Source organism: Streptomyces sp. NPDC090088 (assembly GCF_044747345.1).
GTDB lineage: Bacteria > Actinomycetota > Actinomycetes > Streptomycetales > Streptomycetaceae > Streptomyces.
Map to the genome: position 1 here is coordinate 1,105,146 of NZ_JBIVDZ010000002.1, position 16,313 is coordinate 1,121,458.

At 69.7% G+C, this 16,313-nt stretch carries 15 protein-coding genes; all 15 read left to right on the forward strand.

From position 1 onward, the window contains the following. Positions 1-12 precede the first annotated feature (12 nt). The 15 genes from ACIPSJ_RS13760 (at position 13) to ACIPSJ_RS13830 (ending at position 16,306) form a co-directional block, all read left to right on the forward strand. Entirely contained in the window at positions 13-2,781 is a 2,769-nt protein-coding gene (locus ACIPSJ_RS13760) for a S8 family peptidase (protein ID WP_401345686.1), read from the forward strand. A gap of 226 nt (positions 2,782-3,007) precedes the next feature. Next, on the forward strand, positions 3,008-4,759 hold the full coding sequence (locus ACIPSJ_RS13765; RefSeq protein WP_401345687.1) for a trypsin-like serine protease: 1,752 nt from the start codon (positions 3,008-3,010) through the stop codon (positions 4,757-4,759). 227 nt (positions 4,760-4,986) lie between these two features. Next, the gene (locus ACIPSJ_RS13770; RefSeq protein WP_401345689.1) at positions 4,987-6,102 is read left to right on the forward strand and encodes an LCP family protein; all 1,116 of its coding nucleotides are present in this window, start codon (positions 4,987-4,989) and stop codon (positions 6,100-6,102) included. A 165-nt stretch (positions 6,103-6,267) separates the two neighbouring features. Then, positions 6,268-6,492 carry a 50S ribosomal protein L31 gene (rpmE, locus tag ACIPSJ_RS13775; RefSeq protein ID WP_030672379.1) on the forward strand — a complete coding sequence of 75 codons (225 nt, stop codon included), beginning with the start codon at positions 6,268-6,270 and terminating at the stop codon, positions 6,490-6,492. A 113-nt stretch (positions 6,493-6,605) separates the two neighbouring features. Then, positions 6,606-7,682, forward strand: a complete 1,077-nt coding sequence (gene prfA / locus ACIPSJ_RS13780; protein ID WP_359220722.1) for a peptide chain release factor 1 — start codon at positions 6,606-6,608, stop codon at positions 7,680-7,682. A gap of 30 nt (positions 7,683-7,712) precedes the next feature. Next, a complete protein-coding gene (gene prmC / locus ACIPSJ_RS13785; RefSeq protein ID WP_355721044.1) occupies positions 7,713-8,558 on the forward strand; it encodes a peptide chain release factor N(5)-glutamine methyltransferase in 846 nt (281 codons plus the stop codon). Between the two features lie 94 nt (positions 8,559-8,652). Continuing rightward, positions 8,653-9,300, forward strand: coding sequence for an L-threonylcarbamoyladenylate synthase (locus ACIPSJ_RS13790; protein ID WP_217555092.1), 648 nt, complete (start codon positions 8,653-8,655; stop codon positions 9,298-9,300). Next, on the forward strand, positions 9,297-9,980 hold the full coding sequence (locus tag ACIPSJ_RS13795) for a protein-tyrosine-phosphatase (RefSeq protein WP_355721041.1): 684 nt from the start codon (positions 9,297-9,299) through the stop codon (positions 9,978-9,980). The genes ACIPSJ_RS13790 and ACIPSJ_RS13795 overlap by 4 nt, the downstream gene beginning before the upstream one ends. A gap of 84 nt (positions 9,981-10,064) precedes the next feature. Then, a complete protein-coding gene (glyA, locus tag ACIPSJ_RS13800; protein ID WP_359220716.1) occupies positions 10,065-11,336 on the forward strand; it encodes a serine hydroxymethyltransferase in 1,272 nt (423 codons plus the stop codon). A 138-nt stretch (positions 11,337-11,474) separates the two neighbouring features. Then, on the forward strand, positions 11,475-12,827 hold the full coding sequence (locus ACIPSJ_RS13805; RefSeq protein ID WP_401345692.1) for an MraY family glycosyltransferase: 1,353 nt from the start codon (positions 11,475-11,477) through the stop codon (positions 12,825-12,827). Positions 12,828-13,140: 313 nt separating this feature from the next. Continuing rightward, positions 13,141-13,554 carry a hypothetical protein gene (locus ACIPSJ_RS13810; protein WP_355721034.1) on the forward strand — a complete coding sequence of 138 codons (414 nt, stop codon included), beginning with the start codon at positions 13,141-13,143 and terminating at the stop codon, positions 13,552-13,554. A 225-nt stretch (positions 13,555-13,779) separates the two neighbouring features. Beyond that, on the forward strand, positions 13,780-14,601 hold the full coding sequence (gene atpB / locus ACIPSJ_RS13815; RefSeq protein WP_355721031.1) for a F0F1 ATP synthase subunit A: 822 nt from the start codon (positions 13,780-13,782) through the stop codon (positions 14,599-14,601). Positions 14,602-14,673: 72 nt separating this feature from the next. Further along, positions 14,674-14,910: an ATP synthase subunit C gene (locus ACIPSJ_RS13820; RefSeq protein WP_019060721.1), complete on the forward strand. Its 237-nt coding sequence runs from the start codon at positions 14,674-14,676 to the stop codon at positions 14,908-14,910. 38 nt (positions 14,911-14,948) lie between these two features. Continuing rightward, positions 14,949-15,494 (forward strand): F0F1 ATP synthase subunit B, encoded by a 546-nt coding sequence (locus ACIPSJ_RS13825; protein WP_393542354.1) that lies wholly within the window; start codon positions 14,949-14,951, stop codon positions 15,492-15,494. Beyond that, complete coding sequence (locus ACIPSJ_RS13830; protein ID WP_401345694.1) at positions 15,491-16,306, forward strand: F0F1 ATP synthase subunit delta; 816 nt, start codon at positions 15,491-15,493, stop codon at positions 16,304-16,306. Before ACIPSJ_RS13825 ends, ACIPSJ_RS13830 begins: the two co-directional genes overlap by 4 nt. Positions 16,307-16,313: the final 7 nt, after the last annotated feature.

Here is a 16,313-nt window from a genome sequence, read left to right on the forward strand (position 1 = left end):
ACGGTCGTCACCGTGGTGACGGCCTTGACTCTCGGCGCCGTTCCGGCCCAGGCCGCTGTGCCAGACAGTGCCGCGGCGGCCGCGGCGACCGGTGATCCGATCGATCCGCCGCTGTACGACGCGACCTCGTCCGGCGGCATCGCCCGCGTCAACGTCGTCACCGGGAACCGCACGGACCTCTCCGCCGCGGCGTCGGCCGGTGAGACGGTGCAGTCGTTCAAGACCCTGCCGGTCGTCACCCTCAAGGTCGACCGCGGCGGGCTGGACCAGCTGGCCGCCCAGCCGGGTGTGGTCAGTGTCACGGAGGACGTCCCGGCGCGGCCGTCACTGGACGAGAGCGTCCCGATCATCGGCGCCGACCAGGCCTACGCACAGGGCCTGACCGGTGCGGGCAGCGTGGTGGCCGTCCTGGACACCGGGATCGCCACCCATCACCCGTTCCTCAAGGACCGGGTCATCTCCGAGGCGTGCTTCTCGACGACCGACCCCGACCTCGGCGCCACCAGCCTGTGTCCTGACGGGACCGACCACCAGGAGGGGACGGGCTCGGCCGACTCCGGGACCGGCCCCTGCGCGACCATCACCGAGTGCGACCACGGGACACACGTGGCCGGCATCATCGCAGGCAACGGCGAGGGCATCACCGGAGCCCCCAAGCGCGGTGTCGCCCCGGGTGCGAACATCGTCGCCCTCCAGGTGTTCAGCAAGTTCGACTCCGAGGACTACTGCGGCCCCGGCGCCGCACCGTGCGTGGGCAGTTTCACCAGTTCCCAACTGGCCGCCCTGGAGAAGGTGCTGCAACTGCGGCAGTCCGGGACACCGGTGGTGGCGGCGAACCTGAGCCTGGGTGCCGGCCGGTACGCCTCCGCCTGCGAGAACGACGCGCGCAAGGCAGCCATCGACAGCCTGCTCGCCGCCGGGGTCGCCACCGTGGTCGCGGCCGGCAACAGCGGGTACACCGACGCGGTGAGCGCCCCCGGCTGCGTTCCCTCAGCGATCACGGTGGGTGCCACCACCGACGACGACCAGCTGTCCGCGTTCACCAACCGCGGCCCGCTGCTGGATCTCCTCGCTCCCGGTACGAGCATCGTCTCCTCGGTTCCGGGGGACGGGTACGCCTCGAAGAGCGGCACCTCCATGGCCGCGCCGCATGTGGCCGGCGCGCTCGCGATCCTGCGGCAGGCGTTCCCGAACGACAGCGTCGCGAACCTGGAGGCACGGCTGGAGAACAGCGGAAAGACCGTCTCCTACACGGGCGCCGACACGCCTCGCATCGACGTCGCCCAGGCGCTCGGCGCCACCGTTCAGCCGGCGACGACCGGCAGCGACTTCAACTGCGACAAGAAGGAGGACATGGCCGTCGCCGACCCCGAGGCGACCGTCGGCGGTGACGCCAAGGCGGGCCTCGTCCGGGTCGTCCACGGCGGTGGCAAGGGCACGTCCGAGCTGAACCAGGACCTCGCCTCGGTGCCCGGCGACGCCGAGCCGAACGACTACTTCGGCGACTCCCTCGCCACCGTCGACTACAACAAGGACGGCTGCACCGACCTGGTCGTCGGCACCTCCCGAGAGGACGTCGGCAGCGCGACGGACGCCGGCACCGTGGACGTGATCTACGGGGCCTCCGGCGGTCTCGGTACCGGCAAGGCGGCACTCCACCTCGAACAGGGCACGGGCGCCGAGGGCATCCTCGCCGCGTCCTCGGAGTCCGGCGACCGCATGGGCGCCGCCGTCGCCGCCGGCCTCACGCTCGACCAGGAGCCGTACCTGGTCATCGGGGTCCCCGGTGAGGACATCGACGGCAAGGCGGACACAGGTGCCGTCTTCTATCTGCGCGGCAGCGTCAACCGGACCCTGGTCCAGGGCAGTTCGGGCGTGGCGGGAACGCTGGAGGCGGGTGACAAGTACGGGTCCTCCGTGGCCGCGAGCCCCGAGTACGTAGTGGTCGGCATACCGGGCGAGGGCCTTGTGGCCACCCCCGGCCCGAACGCGTCCGAGGCGGTGGCGGGTCAGGTCGACGTGATGACCCATGAACTGAACGACAGCGGCGTCCCGGCCCATGCGGGATCCGTCGACGAGGTCAGCCCGTACATCAGCGACCAGGCCGAGGCGGGGGACCAGTTCGGTGCGTCGGTCTCGGCCGCTCAAGCCCTGTACTACAGGGGCCTCCCGTGGCCGATCCGGGCCACGTACATCGGCATCGGCGTCCCGGGTGAGGACCTCACCTACGGAGGGGCGAACAAGGCCGACGCCGGACGTGCCGTCGTGGTCAGGGTGGACAAGGTCTTCGGGATCTCGGAGGTCAACAGCGGCTACGACCAGTCGCCCGACGACGTCTCCGGAGCACCCGAGGCCGGCGACCGCATGGGCGCCCAGGTCACCCTCGCCAACCGGGACCCGGCGTCGACCGTGACCGACGCGAGCCTGGTGATGGCCGTCGGCGTCCCGGGCGAGGACATCGGCACCGTCGCCGACGCGGGCGCGGTGCACGTCTTCGGTCTGTACAGCGCGCCGGGCGTCGCCGACCGGTGGATCGAGGCCGGCAACGGTACCGGCATGCCGGGAACCCCGACCGCCGCGCACGCGGTGGGCACCAGCCTGCACGGCACGCGGGCCGGCCTCTACATCGGCATGCCCTACGGACCGGGTGCCTATGGCTCCCTCTACGCGATGCCGTGGGCGAACGTGACCGGAGGCACCGCGCAGCCGGTCACCACCTACGCCCCGGGTACGGGCGGACTTCCGGCCGCCGGACTGCGGTTCGGCATGTCCGCCCGGTGAACGACGGCACTGCGGACGCGTAGCCCCGGTCATCCCGGAGCAAAGAAAAAGGCCGCCCCCCGCAAGACGCGGGGGGCGGCCCTTCGCGTTTCCTTCTGCGATGTACGATCACGCCCTTCGGTCAATTGACCGATTCACGAACTCCTGATCCCGAGGGGGGACTTAGGTGGGTACACCCACGTCCGGGAGCGGTCGTCACAGACGCCGGATACGTTTCGCTCTGCCCGTGGCCGCGGCCGGAATCGCCGCCGCCGTCACGGCCGCACTGATCTCGACGTCCGCCAGCGCGGCCACCCAGCCGGTGCCCACGGTCAAGCCGGTCGTCAGCACGCCGTCGCAGGCCACGCTGAAGCAGCGCGTCACCGACGCCGTCGCCGCCGTCAACGCCAAGTCCACCACGACGAAGACGTCGAGCAGCGGTTCCGCCGTCTCGCCGAAGATCATCGGTGGCAGTACGACCACCATCTCCTCGGCGCCCTGGATGGCCCAGCTCTGGTACGACGGCACCGACATCAGCTTCTTCTGCGGCGGCACGGTCGTCTCGCCGACGAAGATCCTCACCGCCGCGCACTGCGTCAAGGACGAGAACGGCAAGGCCTACAACTGGGCCGCCTACGGCACGGTCATCACCGGCACCGCGAGCCTGCCCGACAGCACCGGTGTGCACGGCGGCACCCTCACCGGCGTGGCGCGCCAGTGGAACCACCCCTCGTTCAGCCCGACGACGATCAACAACGACATCGCCGTGCTCACCCTGGACGTCCCGGTCAAGGCCACTCCGATCAGGCTGACGACCAGCACCGACACGGCCTCCTACAAGGCCGGCACGAGTGCCAAGGTCTACGGCTGGGGCCGTACCAGCTCCACCTCGGACGACATCTCCCCGACCCTGAAGACCGCCACCCTGCCGATGCAGTCCGACAGCACCTGCTCGGGCTACTTCGGCAGTCTGTACACCAAGACCCACATGGTCTGCGCCGGCAAGCCCGCCACCGGCTCCGACACCGGCTCCACCACCACCTGCAACGGTGACTCCGGCGGCCCGCTGGTCGTCGGCGGCCGGATCGTGGGCGTGGTCTCCTGGGGTGTCACGGACGGCACCACGGAGTGCGTCGTGAGCGGCTCCTACAGCGTCTTCACGAAGGTCAGCACCTATGTCGGTGCCGCCTACGCGCAGATCACCGACACCAACCTGAGCCAGTTCAACAAGGTCGTCGACGGCAAGGCCGACCTGTTCGCCCGCAAGTCGTCCACCAAGGTCGGCTACGAGCTGGACTCCAAGGGCAGCTCGCTCGCCTCCCGCGTCTCCTGGGGCGACTTCAGCGGCGTCAACGTCATCCTGCAGGCCGACCTCGACCGCGACGGCTACCAGGACCTCGTCTACCGGGTGGCCTCCAGCGGCAACGTCTACTGGGACCACGTCGTGCTGAACAGCGACCGGACCAAGGGCACCTGGACCACGACGAAGCTCTTCACCAACTGGAAGACCCGCAAGGCCATCGTGATCCCCGGCGACCTCACCGGTGACTACCTGCCGGACGTCCTCTCCGAGGACTCCAGCGGGGTGCTGTGGCTGTACCCGGGCAAGGGCAACGGCACCTTCGGCGCCCGCGTCAGGATCGGCAGCGGCTGGAGCCAGTACAACCAGCTGCGCGGCGTCGGCGACTTCAACGGCGACGGCAAGGCCGACCTGCTGGCCCGCAAGAGCACCGGCGGCGACCTGTACCTGTACAAGGGCACCGGCAAGGCCGGCACCGGCCTCTTCTCGGCCCGGGTGAAGGTCCGCTCCGCCTGGACCGGCTTCAACACCCTCGCCGCGGTCGGCGACATGACCGGCGACGGCAAGGCCGACCTGCTGGCCCGTACGACCGGCGGCACGCTGTACCTCTACCCGGGCACCGGCAAGGGGACCAGTGAGATCTTCGGCACAAGGAAGTCGCTCGGTACCGGTTTCCAGCAGTACGACATCTTCGGCTGACATGGCTGGTGAGCGGGGGTTCGCCCCACTTGCCCGATGACTCCCGATCACTCAGTGTGCCCATCGCTCCACGCGGTGGGCACGCTGCGTTGTGCAACCCTTTCCCGAGTTTCGCCGTCTGACCAGGCGGAGCGACGATGGTCCGGTACGTGCCGATGATCCGGGTACGCCGGACCTGACCCTGAAAGCAGGGGGTACCGAGCAGTCGCAGGAGAACAGAGGAGCCCATGTCCGCGGAGAGCACACCCGGTCCGGGCATACCCGGGCCCGGCACGAAGGCCACGAACCACCGCAAGCCCCGAGGGGCGGGCCGCAGGGCGCTTCTCGTCACGGCCTGGACGGCGGCGGGCATCCTCGTGCTGGGCGGCACCGGCGTCGGGTACCTGTACTTCAAGCTCAACGGCAACCTGAAGACCGTCGACATCAACCAGGCGCTCGGCAGCGACCGCCCCACCAAGGTCGACAACGGCTCCGAGAACATCCTGGTCCTCGGCTCGGACTCGCGGTCCGGCGCCAACAAGAAGCTCGGCGGCGGCGCGGACGACGGCAGCGCCCGCTCCGACACGGCGATGATCATCCACGTCTACGAGGGCCACAAGAAGGCCAGCGTGGTCTCCGTCCCCCGGGACACCCTGATCGACCGCCCGTCCTGCACCGACGCGCAGGGCGTCAAGCACTCCGCCGCGACCGGCGTGATGTTCAACTCCGCCTACTCCACGGGCGGCGCGGCCTGCGCGGTCAAGACGGTCGAGTCGATCACCGGCATCCGGATGGACCACTACCTGGAGGTCGACTTCTCCGGCTTCGAGAAGCTCGTCGACGAGCTCGGCGGGGTCGAGGTCACCACCACCAAGGCCATCGACGACCGGGAGAGCCACCTCGACCTCAAGGCCGGCACCCACACGCTCACCGGCCGGCAGGCGCTCGGTCTGGTCCGCACCCGGCACGGCGTCGGCGACGGCTCCGACCTGGGCCGCATCCAGCTCCAGCAGGCGTTCGTGAAGGCCCTGATCAACCAGGTCAAGCAGGTGGGCATCTTCACCAGCCCCAAGAAGCTGTACGACCTGGCCGACACCGCGACCAGGACTGTCACCACCGACTCCGACCTGGGCTCGGTGAACTCCCTGATCGACTTCGCGAACGGCCTGAAGTCCATCAGCGCCAAGAACATGCGCATGGTCACCATGCCGGTCGAGTACGACCCGTCCAACCCGAACCGGGTGATCGTCGCCGAGGCCAAGGCCAAGCAGGTCTGGAAGGCGCTGAAGAACGACGAGCCGATCCCGGCGTCGGCGACGAAGGGCACGGCGACGGGCCAGGCCAAGGGCGTCGTGACGTCGTAGTCCGGCCGCGCGACGAGCCCCCGCCGGCCCGCGGGGAATAGATCACCGCACCCCTCGGTTTTGGGGGATGCGGTCAGTCCTGGCAGACTGATACGTCGGCCCCGGTTCACGCCCCGCAAGCCCGCGAAGGCGACCCGGTGCCCTCCCGAAATCTAGGAGAATCCCTTGAAGCGCGACATCCACCCCGAGTACGTCGAGACGCAGGTCAGCTGCACCTGTGGCGCGTCGTTCACGACTCGCAGCACCATCCAGTCCGGCACCATCCGTGCTGAGGTCTGCTCCGAGTGCCACCCGTTCTACACGGGCAAGCAGAAGATCCTCGACACCGGTGGCCGTGTGGCCCGCTTCGAGGCCCGCTTCGGCAAGGCTGCCGCCGGCTCCAAGAAGTAGCGAGCCCTCTTTCGCCGGTCCACGGCCACGCCCCCGTGAGGGGTGTGCCCGGGACCGGCGTTTTTGGTCGCCCGCCTTCCCTTCCGTCGCAGTAGCAGTATCAGGAGCCCAACATGTTCGAGGCCGTCGAGGAACTCGTCGTCGAGCACGCAGACCTGGAGAAGAAGCTCGCCGACCCGTCGGTCCACGCCGACCAGGCCAACGCGCGCAAGCTGAACAAGCGCTACGCCGAGCTCACCCCGATCGTCGCCACGTTCCGCTCCTGGAAGCAGACCGGCGACGACATCGAGACCGCGCGTGAACTGGCCGCCGACGACCCCGACTTCGCCGCCGAGGTCAAGGAGCTGGACAAGCAGCGCGACGAGCTGACCGAGAAGCTGCGGCTGCTGCTCGTGCCCCGGGACCCGTCCGACGACAAGGACGTCATCCTGGAGATCAAGGCGGGGGCGGGCGGTGACGAGTCCGCGCTGTTCGCCGGTGACCTGCTGCGCATGTACCTGCGGTACGCCGAGCGCGTCGGCTGGAAGACCGAGATCATCGACTCCACCGAGTCCGAGCTCGGCGGCTACAAGGACGTCCAGGTCGCCGTGAAGACCAAGGGCGGCCAGGGCGCCACGGAGCCCGGGCAGGGCGTCTGGGCGCGGCTGAAGTACGAGGGCGGTGTGCACCGCGTGCAGCGCGTGCCGGCGACCGAGTCGCAGGGCCGGATCCACACGTCCGCGGCCGGTGTCCTGGTCACGCCGGAGGCCGAGGAGGTCGACGTCGAGATCAACCCGAACGACCTGCGGATCGACGTCTACCGGTCCTCCGGGCCCGGCGGGCAGTCCGTCAACACCACCGACTCCGCGGTGCGCATCACGCACCTGCCCACCGGAGTCGTGGCCTCCTGCCAGAACGAGAAGAGCCAGCTGCAGAACAAGGAGCAGGCCTTGCGTATCCTGCGCTCCAGGCTGCTCGCCGCGGCGCAGGAGGAGGCGGAGAAGGAAGCCGCCGACGCCCGCCGCAGCCAGGTCCGCACCGTCGACCGCTCCGAGAAGATCCGCACGTACAACTTCCCGGAGAATCGCCTCTCGGACCACCGTGTCGGCTTCAAGGCGTACAACCTGGACCAGGTCCTGGACGGCGACCTCGACGCGGTGATCCAGGCCTGCGTCGACGCGGACTCGGCCGCGAAGCTGGCAGCTGCATAAGAGGTACGAGTTACTACACGGAGGACCAGCGTGAACCTGCTGCTCGCCGAGGTGGCCCAGGCCGCCCAGCGGCTGGCCGACGCCGGCGTGCCCTCGCCGCGCAACGACGCGGAGGAGCTCGCCGCGTTCGTGCACGGCGTGAAGCGGGGCGCGCTGCACACCGTGCAGGACTCCGACTTCGACGCCCGCTACTGGGAGGCCATCGCCCGCCGCGAGCAGCGCGAGCCGCTCCAGCACATCACCGGGCGGGCATATTTCCGGTATCTCGAACTCCAGGTGGGCCCTGGCGTGTTCGTGCCCCGGCCGGAGACCGAGTCGGTGGTCGGCTGGGCCATAGACGCGGTGCGCGCGATGGACGTGGTCGAACCGTGCATCGTCGACCTGTGCACCGGCTCCGGCGCCATCGCGCTCGCCCTCGCCCAGGAGGTCCCGCGGTCCAGCGTGCACGCCGTGGAGCTGTCCGAGGAGGCGCTCCAGTGGACCCGCAAGAACGTGGCGGGCTCCAGGGTCGACCTGCGCCAGGGAGACGCCCTGGACGCCTTCCACGACCTCGACGGCCATGTCGACCTGGTGATCTCCAACCCGCCGTACATCCCGCTCACCGAGTGGGAGTACGTCGCCCCCGAGGCCCGCGACTACGACCCGGAGCTGGCCCTGTTCTCCGGCGAGGACGGCCTGGACCTCATCCGGGGCATCGAACGCACCGCGCACCGGCTGCTGCGCCCGGGCGGTGTCGTCGTCATCGAGCACGCCGACACCCAGGGCGGCCAGGTGCCGTGGATCTTCACCGAGGAGCGGGGCTGGGCCGACGCGGCCGACCACCCGGACCTCAACAAGCGCCCCCGCTTCGCGACCGCGCGCAAGGCGCTGCCGTGAGCACCCCCCAGACTGTTTGCCGCAAGTCCCGGAATCCCCGGAACCGGATGTCCCGGAAGTACGTGTACTTCGTGTACGAGGAGGCCCGCTAGACATGGCACGGCGATACGACACCAATGACGCGACCGACCGCGTGACGGGTCTGCGCGAGGCCGCGTCCGCCGTCCGCCGGGGCGAACTGGTGGTGCTGCCCACCGACACGGTGTACGGCATCGGCGCCGACGCGTTCACCTCGGAGGCGGTCGCCGACCTGCTCGACGCCAAGGGCCGGGGCCGCAACATGCCCACCCCCGTGCTGATCGGCTCCCCGAACACGCTCCACGGTCTCGTCACCGACTTCTCGGAGATGGCCTGGGAGCTCGTCGACGCGTTCTGGCCGGGCGCCCTCACCCTGGTCGCCAAGCACCAGCCGTCCCTGCAGTGGGACCTCGGCGACACCCGGGGCACGGTCGCCGTCCGCATGCCCCTGCACCCGGTCGCCATCGAGCTGCTCACCGAGGTCGGCCCGATGGCCGTCTCCTCCGCCAACCTCACCGGCCACCCGTCCCCGGAGACCTGTGACGCGGCGCAGGAGATGCTCGGCGACTCCGTCTCCGTGTACCTCGACGGCGGCCCGACCCCGGGCAACGTGCCCTCGTCCATCGTCGACGTCACCCGCGAGGTGCCGCTGCTGCTGCGCGCCGGCGCGATCTCGGCGGAGGAGCTGCGGAAGGTCGTACCCGACCTCGAGGTGGCGAATTGACAGCCCCTGACGCGGGGCGTGGCATAGGCAACGGGGAGAGCGCGGCGGAGATCACGACGACGTTCGTGGGGCTGCCTCGTGACAGCTTCCGGATCCTCCATGTCAGCACCGGCAACGTGTGCCGCTCGCCGATCACCGAGCGGCTGACCCGCCATCTCGTGACGGACCGGCTCGGCACCTTTCTCGGCGGCGGGCTGATCGTGGAGAGCGCGGGCACCTGGGGCCACGAGGGCGCCCCCATGGAGGCCAACGCGGAGGCCGTGCTGGCCGACTTCGGCGCGGACCCGACCGGGTTCGTGGGGCGGGAGCTGCTCGACGAGCACGTCATCCGCGCCGACCTGGTGCTGACCGCCACCCGTGACCACCGCGCCCAGGTCATCTCCATGGGCCACTCGGCGGGCCTGCGCACCTTCACCCTGAAGGAGTTCACCCGTCTGGTCCGCGCGATAGACCCGGCGACCCTGCCGCCGCTCACCGAGGGCGTGGTGATCCGCGCCCGCGCCCTGGTCCGCGCGGCGGCGGCGCTGCGCGGCTGGCTCCTCGCGCCCACGGCCGAGGCCGACGAGGTGTACGACCCGTACGGCGCCCCGCTGCCGTTCTTCCAGTCCATCGGGGACGAGATACACGAGGCGCTGGACCCGGTCGTCACGGCGCTCACCGGCGTCCCGGCACGGATGTAGCCCGAGGCGCCGCACACACCGCGCACCCCACGCACCCCGGGCCTACATTGGACCTACGTCACCGTCGACCGCCCGGAGCCCGTCATGCCGGTCACCCCTACCCTCGATGAGGCCGGTCCGCTGCTGCGGCGGCAGGACCCGGAGCTGGCGGAGATCCTGCTGGGGGAGCTGACCCGGCAGTCGACGTCGCTGCAGCTGATCGCCGCCGAGAACTTCACCTCCCGGGCCGTGCTGGCCGCGCTCGGCTCACCGCTCGCCAACAAGTATGCCGAGGGCTACCCGGGCGCCCGCTACCACGGCGGCTGCGAGATCGTGGACGTCGCCGAGCGGCTCGCCGTGGACCGGGCCAAGGCCCTCTTCGGCGCCGCGCACGCCAATGTGCAGTCCCACTCCGGGTCCTCCGCCGTGCTGGCCGCCTACGCCGCCCTGCTGCGCCCCGGCGACACCGTCCTCGCCCTGGGGCTGCCCTACGGCGGTCATCTCACCCACGGGTCGCCGGCCAACTTCTCCGGCCGCTGGTTCGACTTCGTCGGGTACGGGGTGGACGCCGAGAGCGGGCTCATCGACTACGACCAGGTGCGGGCGCTGGCCCGCGGCCACCGGCCCAAGGCGATCGTGTGCGGTTCCATCGCCTACCCCCGCCACATCGACTACGCCTTCTTCCGCGCCGTCGCCGACGAGGTGGGCGCGTATCTGATCGCCGACGCCGCGCACCCCATCGGGCTGGTCGCCGGGGGAGCGGCACCCAACCCGGTGCCGTACGCCGACGTCGTGTGCGCGACCACCCACAAGGTGCTGCGCGGCCCCCGTGGCGGGATGCTGCTGTGCGGATCGCCGGAGCTGGCCGAGCGGCTCGACCGGGCCGTGTTCCCGTTCACCCAGGGCGGCGCGCAGCTGCACACCATCGCCGCGAAGGCGGTCGCGTTCGGGGAGGCGGCAACACCGGCGTTCACCGGGTACGCCCATCAGGTGGTCGCCAACGCGCGGGTTCTCGCGGCCGCGCTGGCCGACCAGGGGCTGGCGGTGACCACGGGCGGCACGGACACGCATCTGATCACGGCCGACCCGCTGCCGCTCGGCGTGGACGGGCGGGCCGCCCGGGGCCGGCTGGCCGCGGCCGGGATCGTGCTGGACTGCTGCGCCCTGCCGCACGGCGACGCCCGCGGGCTGCGCCTGGGCACCGCCGCCGTGACCACCCAGGGCATGGGGGAGCCGGAGATGACCCGGATCGCGGCCCTCCTCGGCGCCGTGCTGCGCGGCGGGGCGGACGGGGCGCGCGTGCGGGCGGAGGTGCGCGGGCTCACGGCCGGGTTTCCGCCGTATCCCGGCTGGGACGGGGTAGGCGGAGGGTCGTAACGAACCTGGTGAAGACTGTCTTATGTCCGGCTCACAGCCACCCGTGCAACCATCTTCGCTACCCGGAAGTCCCCATGCATATGCGTCCCTCGCTAGGGTGTGGGGCTGTGATGGCCAGCGAGACCTGTGGGGAAGCCCGTGCGTGAATACCTGCTGACGCTCTGCATCACGGCCGCGGTGACGTATCTGCTGACAGGGCCGGTACGGAAGTTCGCGATCGTGGCCGGGGCCATGCCGGAGATCCGGGCACGTGACGTGCACCGAGAACCCACTCCGCGGCTCGGCGGGATCGCGATGTTCTTCGGCCTGTGCGCGGGTCTGCTGGTCGCGGACCACATGACCAACCTCAACGAGGTCTTCGCGAAGTCGAACGAGCCCCGGGCCCTTTTGAGCGGTGCGGCGCTGATCTGGCTGATCGGCGTGCTCGACGACAAGTTCGAGATCGACGCCCTGATCAAGCTGGGCGGTCAGATGATCGCCGCGGGCGTCATGGTCATGCAGGGTCTGACGATCCTGTGGCTGCCCATCCCGGGCGTCGGCACGGTGGCGCTCACCCCGTGGCAGGGCACCCTGCTGACGGTGGCCCTCGTGGTCATCACCATCAACGCGGTGAACTTCGTCGACGGCCTGGACGGCCTGGCCTCCGGCATGGTGTGCATCGCCGCCGCGGCGTTCTTCATGTACGCCTACCGGATCTGGTACTCGTACGGCATCGAGGCCGCCGCCCCGGCCACGCTGTTCTCGGCGATCCTGATGGGCATGTGCCTGGGCTTCCTGCCGCACAACATGCATCCCGCGCGGATCTTCATGGGCGACTCCGGCTCGATGCTGATCGGCCTGGTGCTGGCCGCCGGTGCGATCTCCGTCACGGGCCAGGTCGACCCGGACGTGATGAACCTGTTCGCCGGGTCCGAGCGCAACACCGTCCACCAGATGGTGCCGGTCTACATCCCGCTGCTGCTGCCGCTGACGATCATCGCGGTGCCGGCCGCCGACCTGGTCCTCGCCATCGTGCGGCGCACCTGGCGCGGCCAGTCGCCGTTCGCCGCCGACCGGGGCCACCTGCACCACCGGCTGCTGGAGATCGGCCACTCGCACAGCCGGGCCGTGCTGATCATGTACTTCTGGTCGGCGCTGATCGGCTTCGGGGCGCTGGCCTACTCGGTGAACTCCGCGTCCATGTGGATCGTGCTCGGGGTGGTGTTCCTCAGCGCGATCGGCCTGGCGCTGCTCCTGCTGCCGCGGTTCACCCCGCGCGCCCCGATGTGGGCGCAGGCCGTCGTGCCGCCCCGCTACCGGCGCCGCCGGTCCGCCCTGGCGGCCGAGGCGGCCGAGGCGCCGGAGGCGGGATCCCCGCAGCCGGCGGCGGCCGTCGAGAAGCCGGAAAGCGACGAGTACCGCTCTCCGGTGTCCGCCCCGGCCAACGGCGCGACCGCCATAGGAGCCCGTTCGCGCTTCCTGGATCGGCGCACTTCCGAGACCTCCCGCTGACCCTGCCAAGGTAAGAATCTGACTAGAGCATTGCCAAGTCGTGGGGGATCAAAGACCCCCAATACCAGACACAACGGCTCGGTTTTCGCTCGGACGGGCACGTTCACTCTCATGTGTGACAGCTGGCACACCTACCAGGTAAAGACCTCATCAAATAGTTTGTGATACGGTTCACGAGAACCCCGGACAGAGCCGAAGGACCCAAGTGCGATGGTCCATTGGCGTGAGGTCGGCGTGAGGTTTTCGCCCCTCCGACCGGGACTACGCTCGTCCATGACGACACCTGCCCCCCTGTGAAAGCGGAGTTGCCGCCATGCCGTCCAATGACGCCCGGAACCTGGCCCAGGCCGCCGTACCCACGGCCGCCGTCGGCGTACTCGCCGCCGTTGTCAGCGGTGTGGTCGCGGGTGGCAAGGGGGCTCTCGGCGCGGTCGTCGGAACGCTGGTGGTGATCCTCTTCATGGGAATCGGCCTCTACGTTCTGCAGCGCACCGCGAAATCGCTTCCGCACCTGTTCCAGGCCATGGGACTGATGCTGTACACGGCGCAGTTGCTGGTCCTGTTCATCTTCGTCGCGGCCTTCAAGGACACGACGCTGTTCAACCCCCGGGCGTTCGCCGCCGCTCTCCTGGCGGGCACCCTGACGTGGATCGCCGCCCAGGCGCGCGCCCACATGAAGGCCAAGATCCTCTACGTCGAGCCCGAGAAGACCGGGCAGCCGTCGTGAGAGGTAGGGCCGGGATAAAGCCGCACGAGAGATGCTGCTATCGTCCGGTGCCAACTGCGGCATCGCGGGCGCGGGCATCTGAGCTGACGCCTGCTCAATCGCGAGGCGAGATGCCCCCCAGCCGCCCCCACATCCGTAACACCAGTCCCGTGCCGAACCGCGGCCTTGCGCCGCGCCGACACAACGAGGTTGCCGTACCTATGCGCCACGCTGAAGGAGCCCGCGGTGAGTGCTGACCCGACGCAGGTGCTCGCCTTCGAGACCGACTGCCACATCTTCGACGGCTGTGGCTTCCCGGCTCCCGGCTTGCACTCGTTCCTGTTCAAGCCCCTCTGGGGTGATGCCGACAGCAACCTGTACTTCAACAAGACGATGCTGCTGGCGCTGCTCGGCTCGGTCATCATCGTCGGCTTCTTCTGGGCCGCGTTCCGCAAGCCGCAGGTCGTTCCCGGCAAGCTGCAGATGGTCGCCGAGTCGGGCTATGACTTCATCCGCCGCGGTGTCGTCTACGAGACCATCGGCAAGAAGGAAGGCGAGAAGTACGTTCCACTGATCGTCTCGCTGTTCTTCTTCGTCTGGATGATGAACCTCTGGTCGATCATTCCGCTCGCCCAGTTCCCGGTGACGGCGATCATCTCGTACCCGCTCGTCCTGGCACTCATCGTCTACGTCCTGTGGGTCTCGCTGACCTTCAAGCGCCACGGTTTCGTCGGCTTCTTCAAGAACGTCACCGGCTACGACAAGTCGCTCGGTGCGGTCCTGCCGCTGGCGATGGTCATCGAGTTCTTCTCGAACCTGCTCGTCCGGCCGTTCACCCACGCGGTGCGACTGTTCGCGAACATGTTCGCGGGCCACACCCTGCTGCTGCTCTTCACGATCGCCAGCTGGTACCTGCTGAACGGCATCGGCATCGCCTACGCCGGCGTCAGCTTCATCATGACCATCGTGATGACGGCCTTCGAGCTCTTCATCCAGGCCCTGCAGGCGTACGTCTTCGTCCTGCTGACCTGCACCTACATCCAGGGCGCGCTCGCCGAGCACCACTGAGCGCCTCGCACCCCACACCTGCTAGTCGTCCGGTGGCCAACCCCCGCCGGCATCAGAAAAGAAGGAAGAATCATGGCTGCCACTGAGACCCTTGCCGCTGTCTCCGGCTCGCTCGGCTCCATCGGTTACGGCCTCGCTGCCATCGGCCCCGGCGTCGGCGTCGGCATCATCTTCGGCAACGGCACCCAGGCGCTGGCCCGCCAGCCCGAGGCGGCCGGTCTGATCCGTGCCAACCAGATCCTCGGCTTCGCCTTCTGTGAGGCGCTCGCCCTGATCGGTCTGGTCATGCCGTTCGTCTACGGCAAGTGATCTGTCGATCAACCACTGACTAGACGAAAGGCACTGATATGAGCCCCCTGGTTCAGCTGGCGGCGGAGGAGGCCGAAAACCCCCTCTTCCCGCCGATCCCAGAGCTCGTCATCGGCCTGATCGCCTTCGTCATCGTCTTCGGCTTCCTCGCCAAGAAGCTCCTTCCGAACATCAACAAGGTTCTGGAGCAGCGCCGCGAGGCGATCGAGGGCGGTATCGAGAAGGCCGAGGCCGCGCAGACCGAGGCCCAGAGCGTCCTTGAGCAGTACAAGGCGCAGCTGGCCGAGGCCCGCCACGAGGCCGCGCGCCTGCGCCAGGAGGCTCAGGAGCAGGGCGCCACGCTCATCGCCGAGATGCGCGCCGAGGGCCAGCGGCAGCGCGAGGAGATCGTCGCCGCCGGTCACGCCCAGATCGAGGCCGACCGCAAGTCCGCCGCGCAGTCGCTGCGTCAGGACGTGGGCCACCTGGCCACCGACCTGGCCGGCAAGCTCGTCGGTGAGTCCCTCGAGGACCACGCCCGGCAGAGCCGTGTGATCGACCGCTTCCTCGACGAGCTCGAGGAGAAGGCCGAGGCGGCTCGATGAACGGAGCGAGCCGCGAGGCCCTGGCAGCCGCACGCGAGCGTCTCGACGCGCTGACGGACTCGACGTCCGTGGACGCGACGCTGCTCGCCGACGAGCTGGCGGCCGTCACCGCGCTGCTCGACCGCGAGGGCGGCCTGCGCCGGGTCCTCACCGACCCGGCACAGGCCGGCGAGGCGAAGGCCGAGCTGGTCCGGCGTCTGATCGGCGGCCAGGTCTCCGAGACCACCGCCGACCTGGTGTCCGGCCTGGTCCGCTCCCGCTGGTCGCAGCCCCGCGACCTGGTGGACGCGCTGGAGGAGCTGGCGAACACCGCCGACCTCACGGCCGCGGAGAAGTCCGGCACGCTGGACGACGCCGAGGACGAGCTGTTCCGGTTCGGCCGGATCGTCTCCTCCAGCACGGAGCTGCGCGCCGCGCTGACCGACCGCAAGGCCACCGTCGCCGCGAAGACCGAGCTGCTGCACCGGCTGCTCGGAGGCCGCGCCAAGCCGGTCACCGAGCGTCTGGTCACGCGCCTTGTGACCGTGCCGCGGGGACGTAGCCTGGAAGCGGGCCTGGAGGCCCTGTCCAAGCTCGCCGCGGAGCGCCGCAGCCGTGTCGTCGCCGTCGTCACCTCGGCGGTGCCGCTGAGCGAGCCGCAGAAGCAGCGCCTGGGCGCCGCCCTCGCGAAGCTCTACGGCCGCACGATGCACCTCAACCTCGACGTCGACCCCGCGGTCGTCGGCGGGATCCGGGTGCAGGTCGGTGACGAGGTCATCAACGGTTCCCTCGCGGACCGGCTCGAGGACGCGGCCCGCCGCATGGCGAGCTGACACCGAA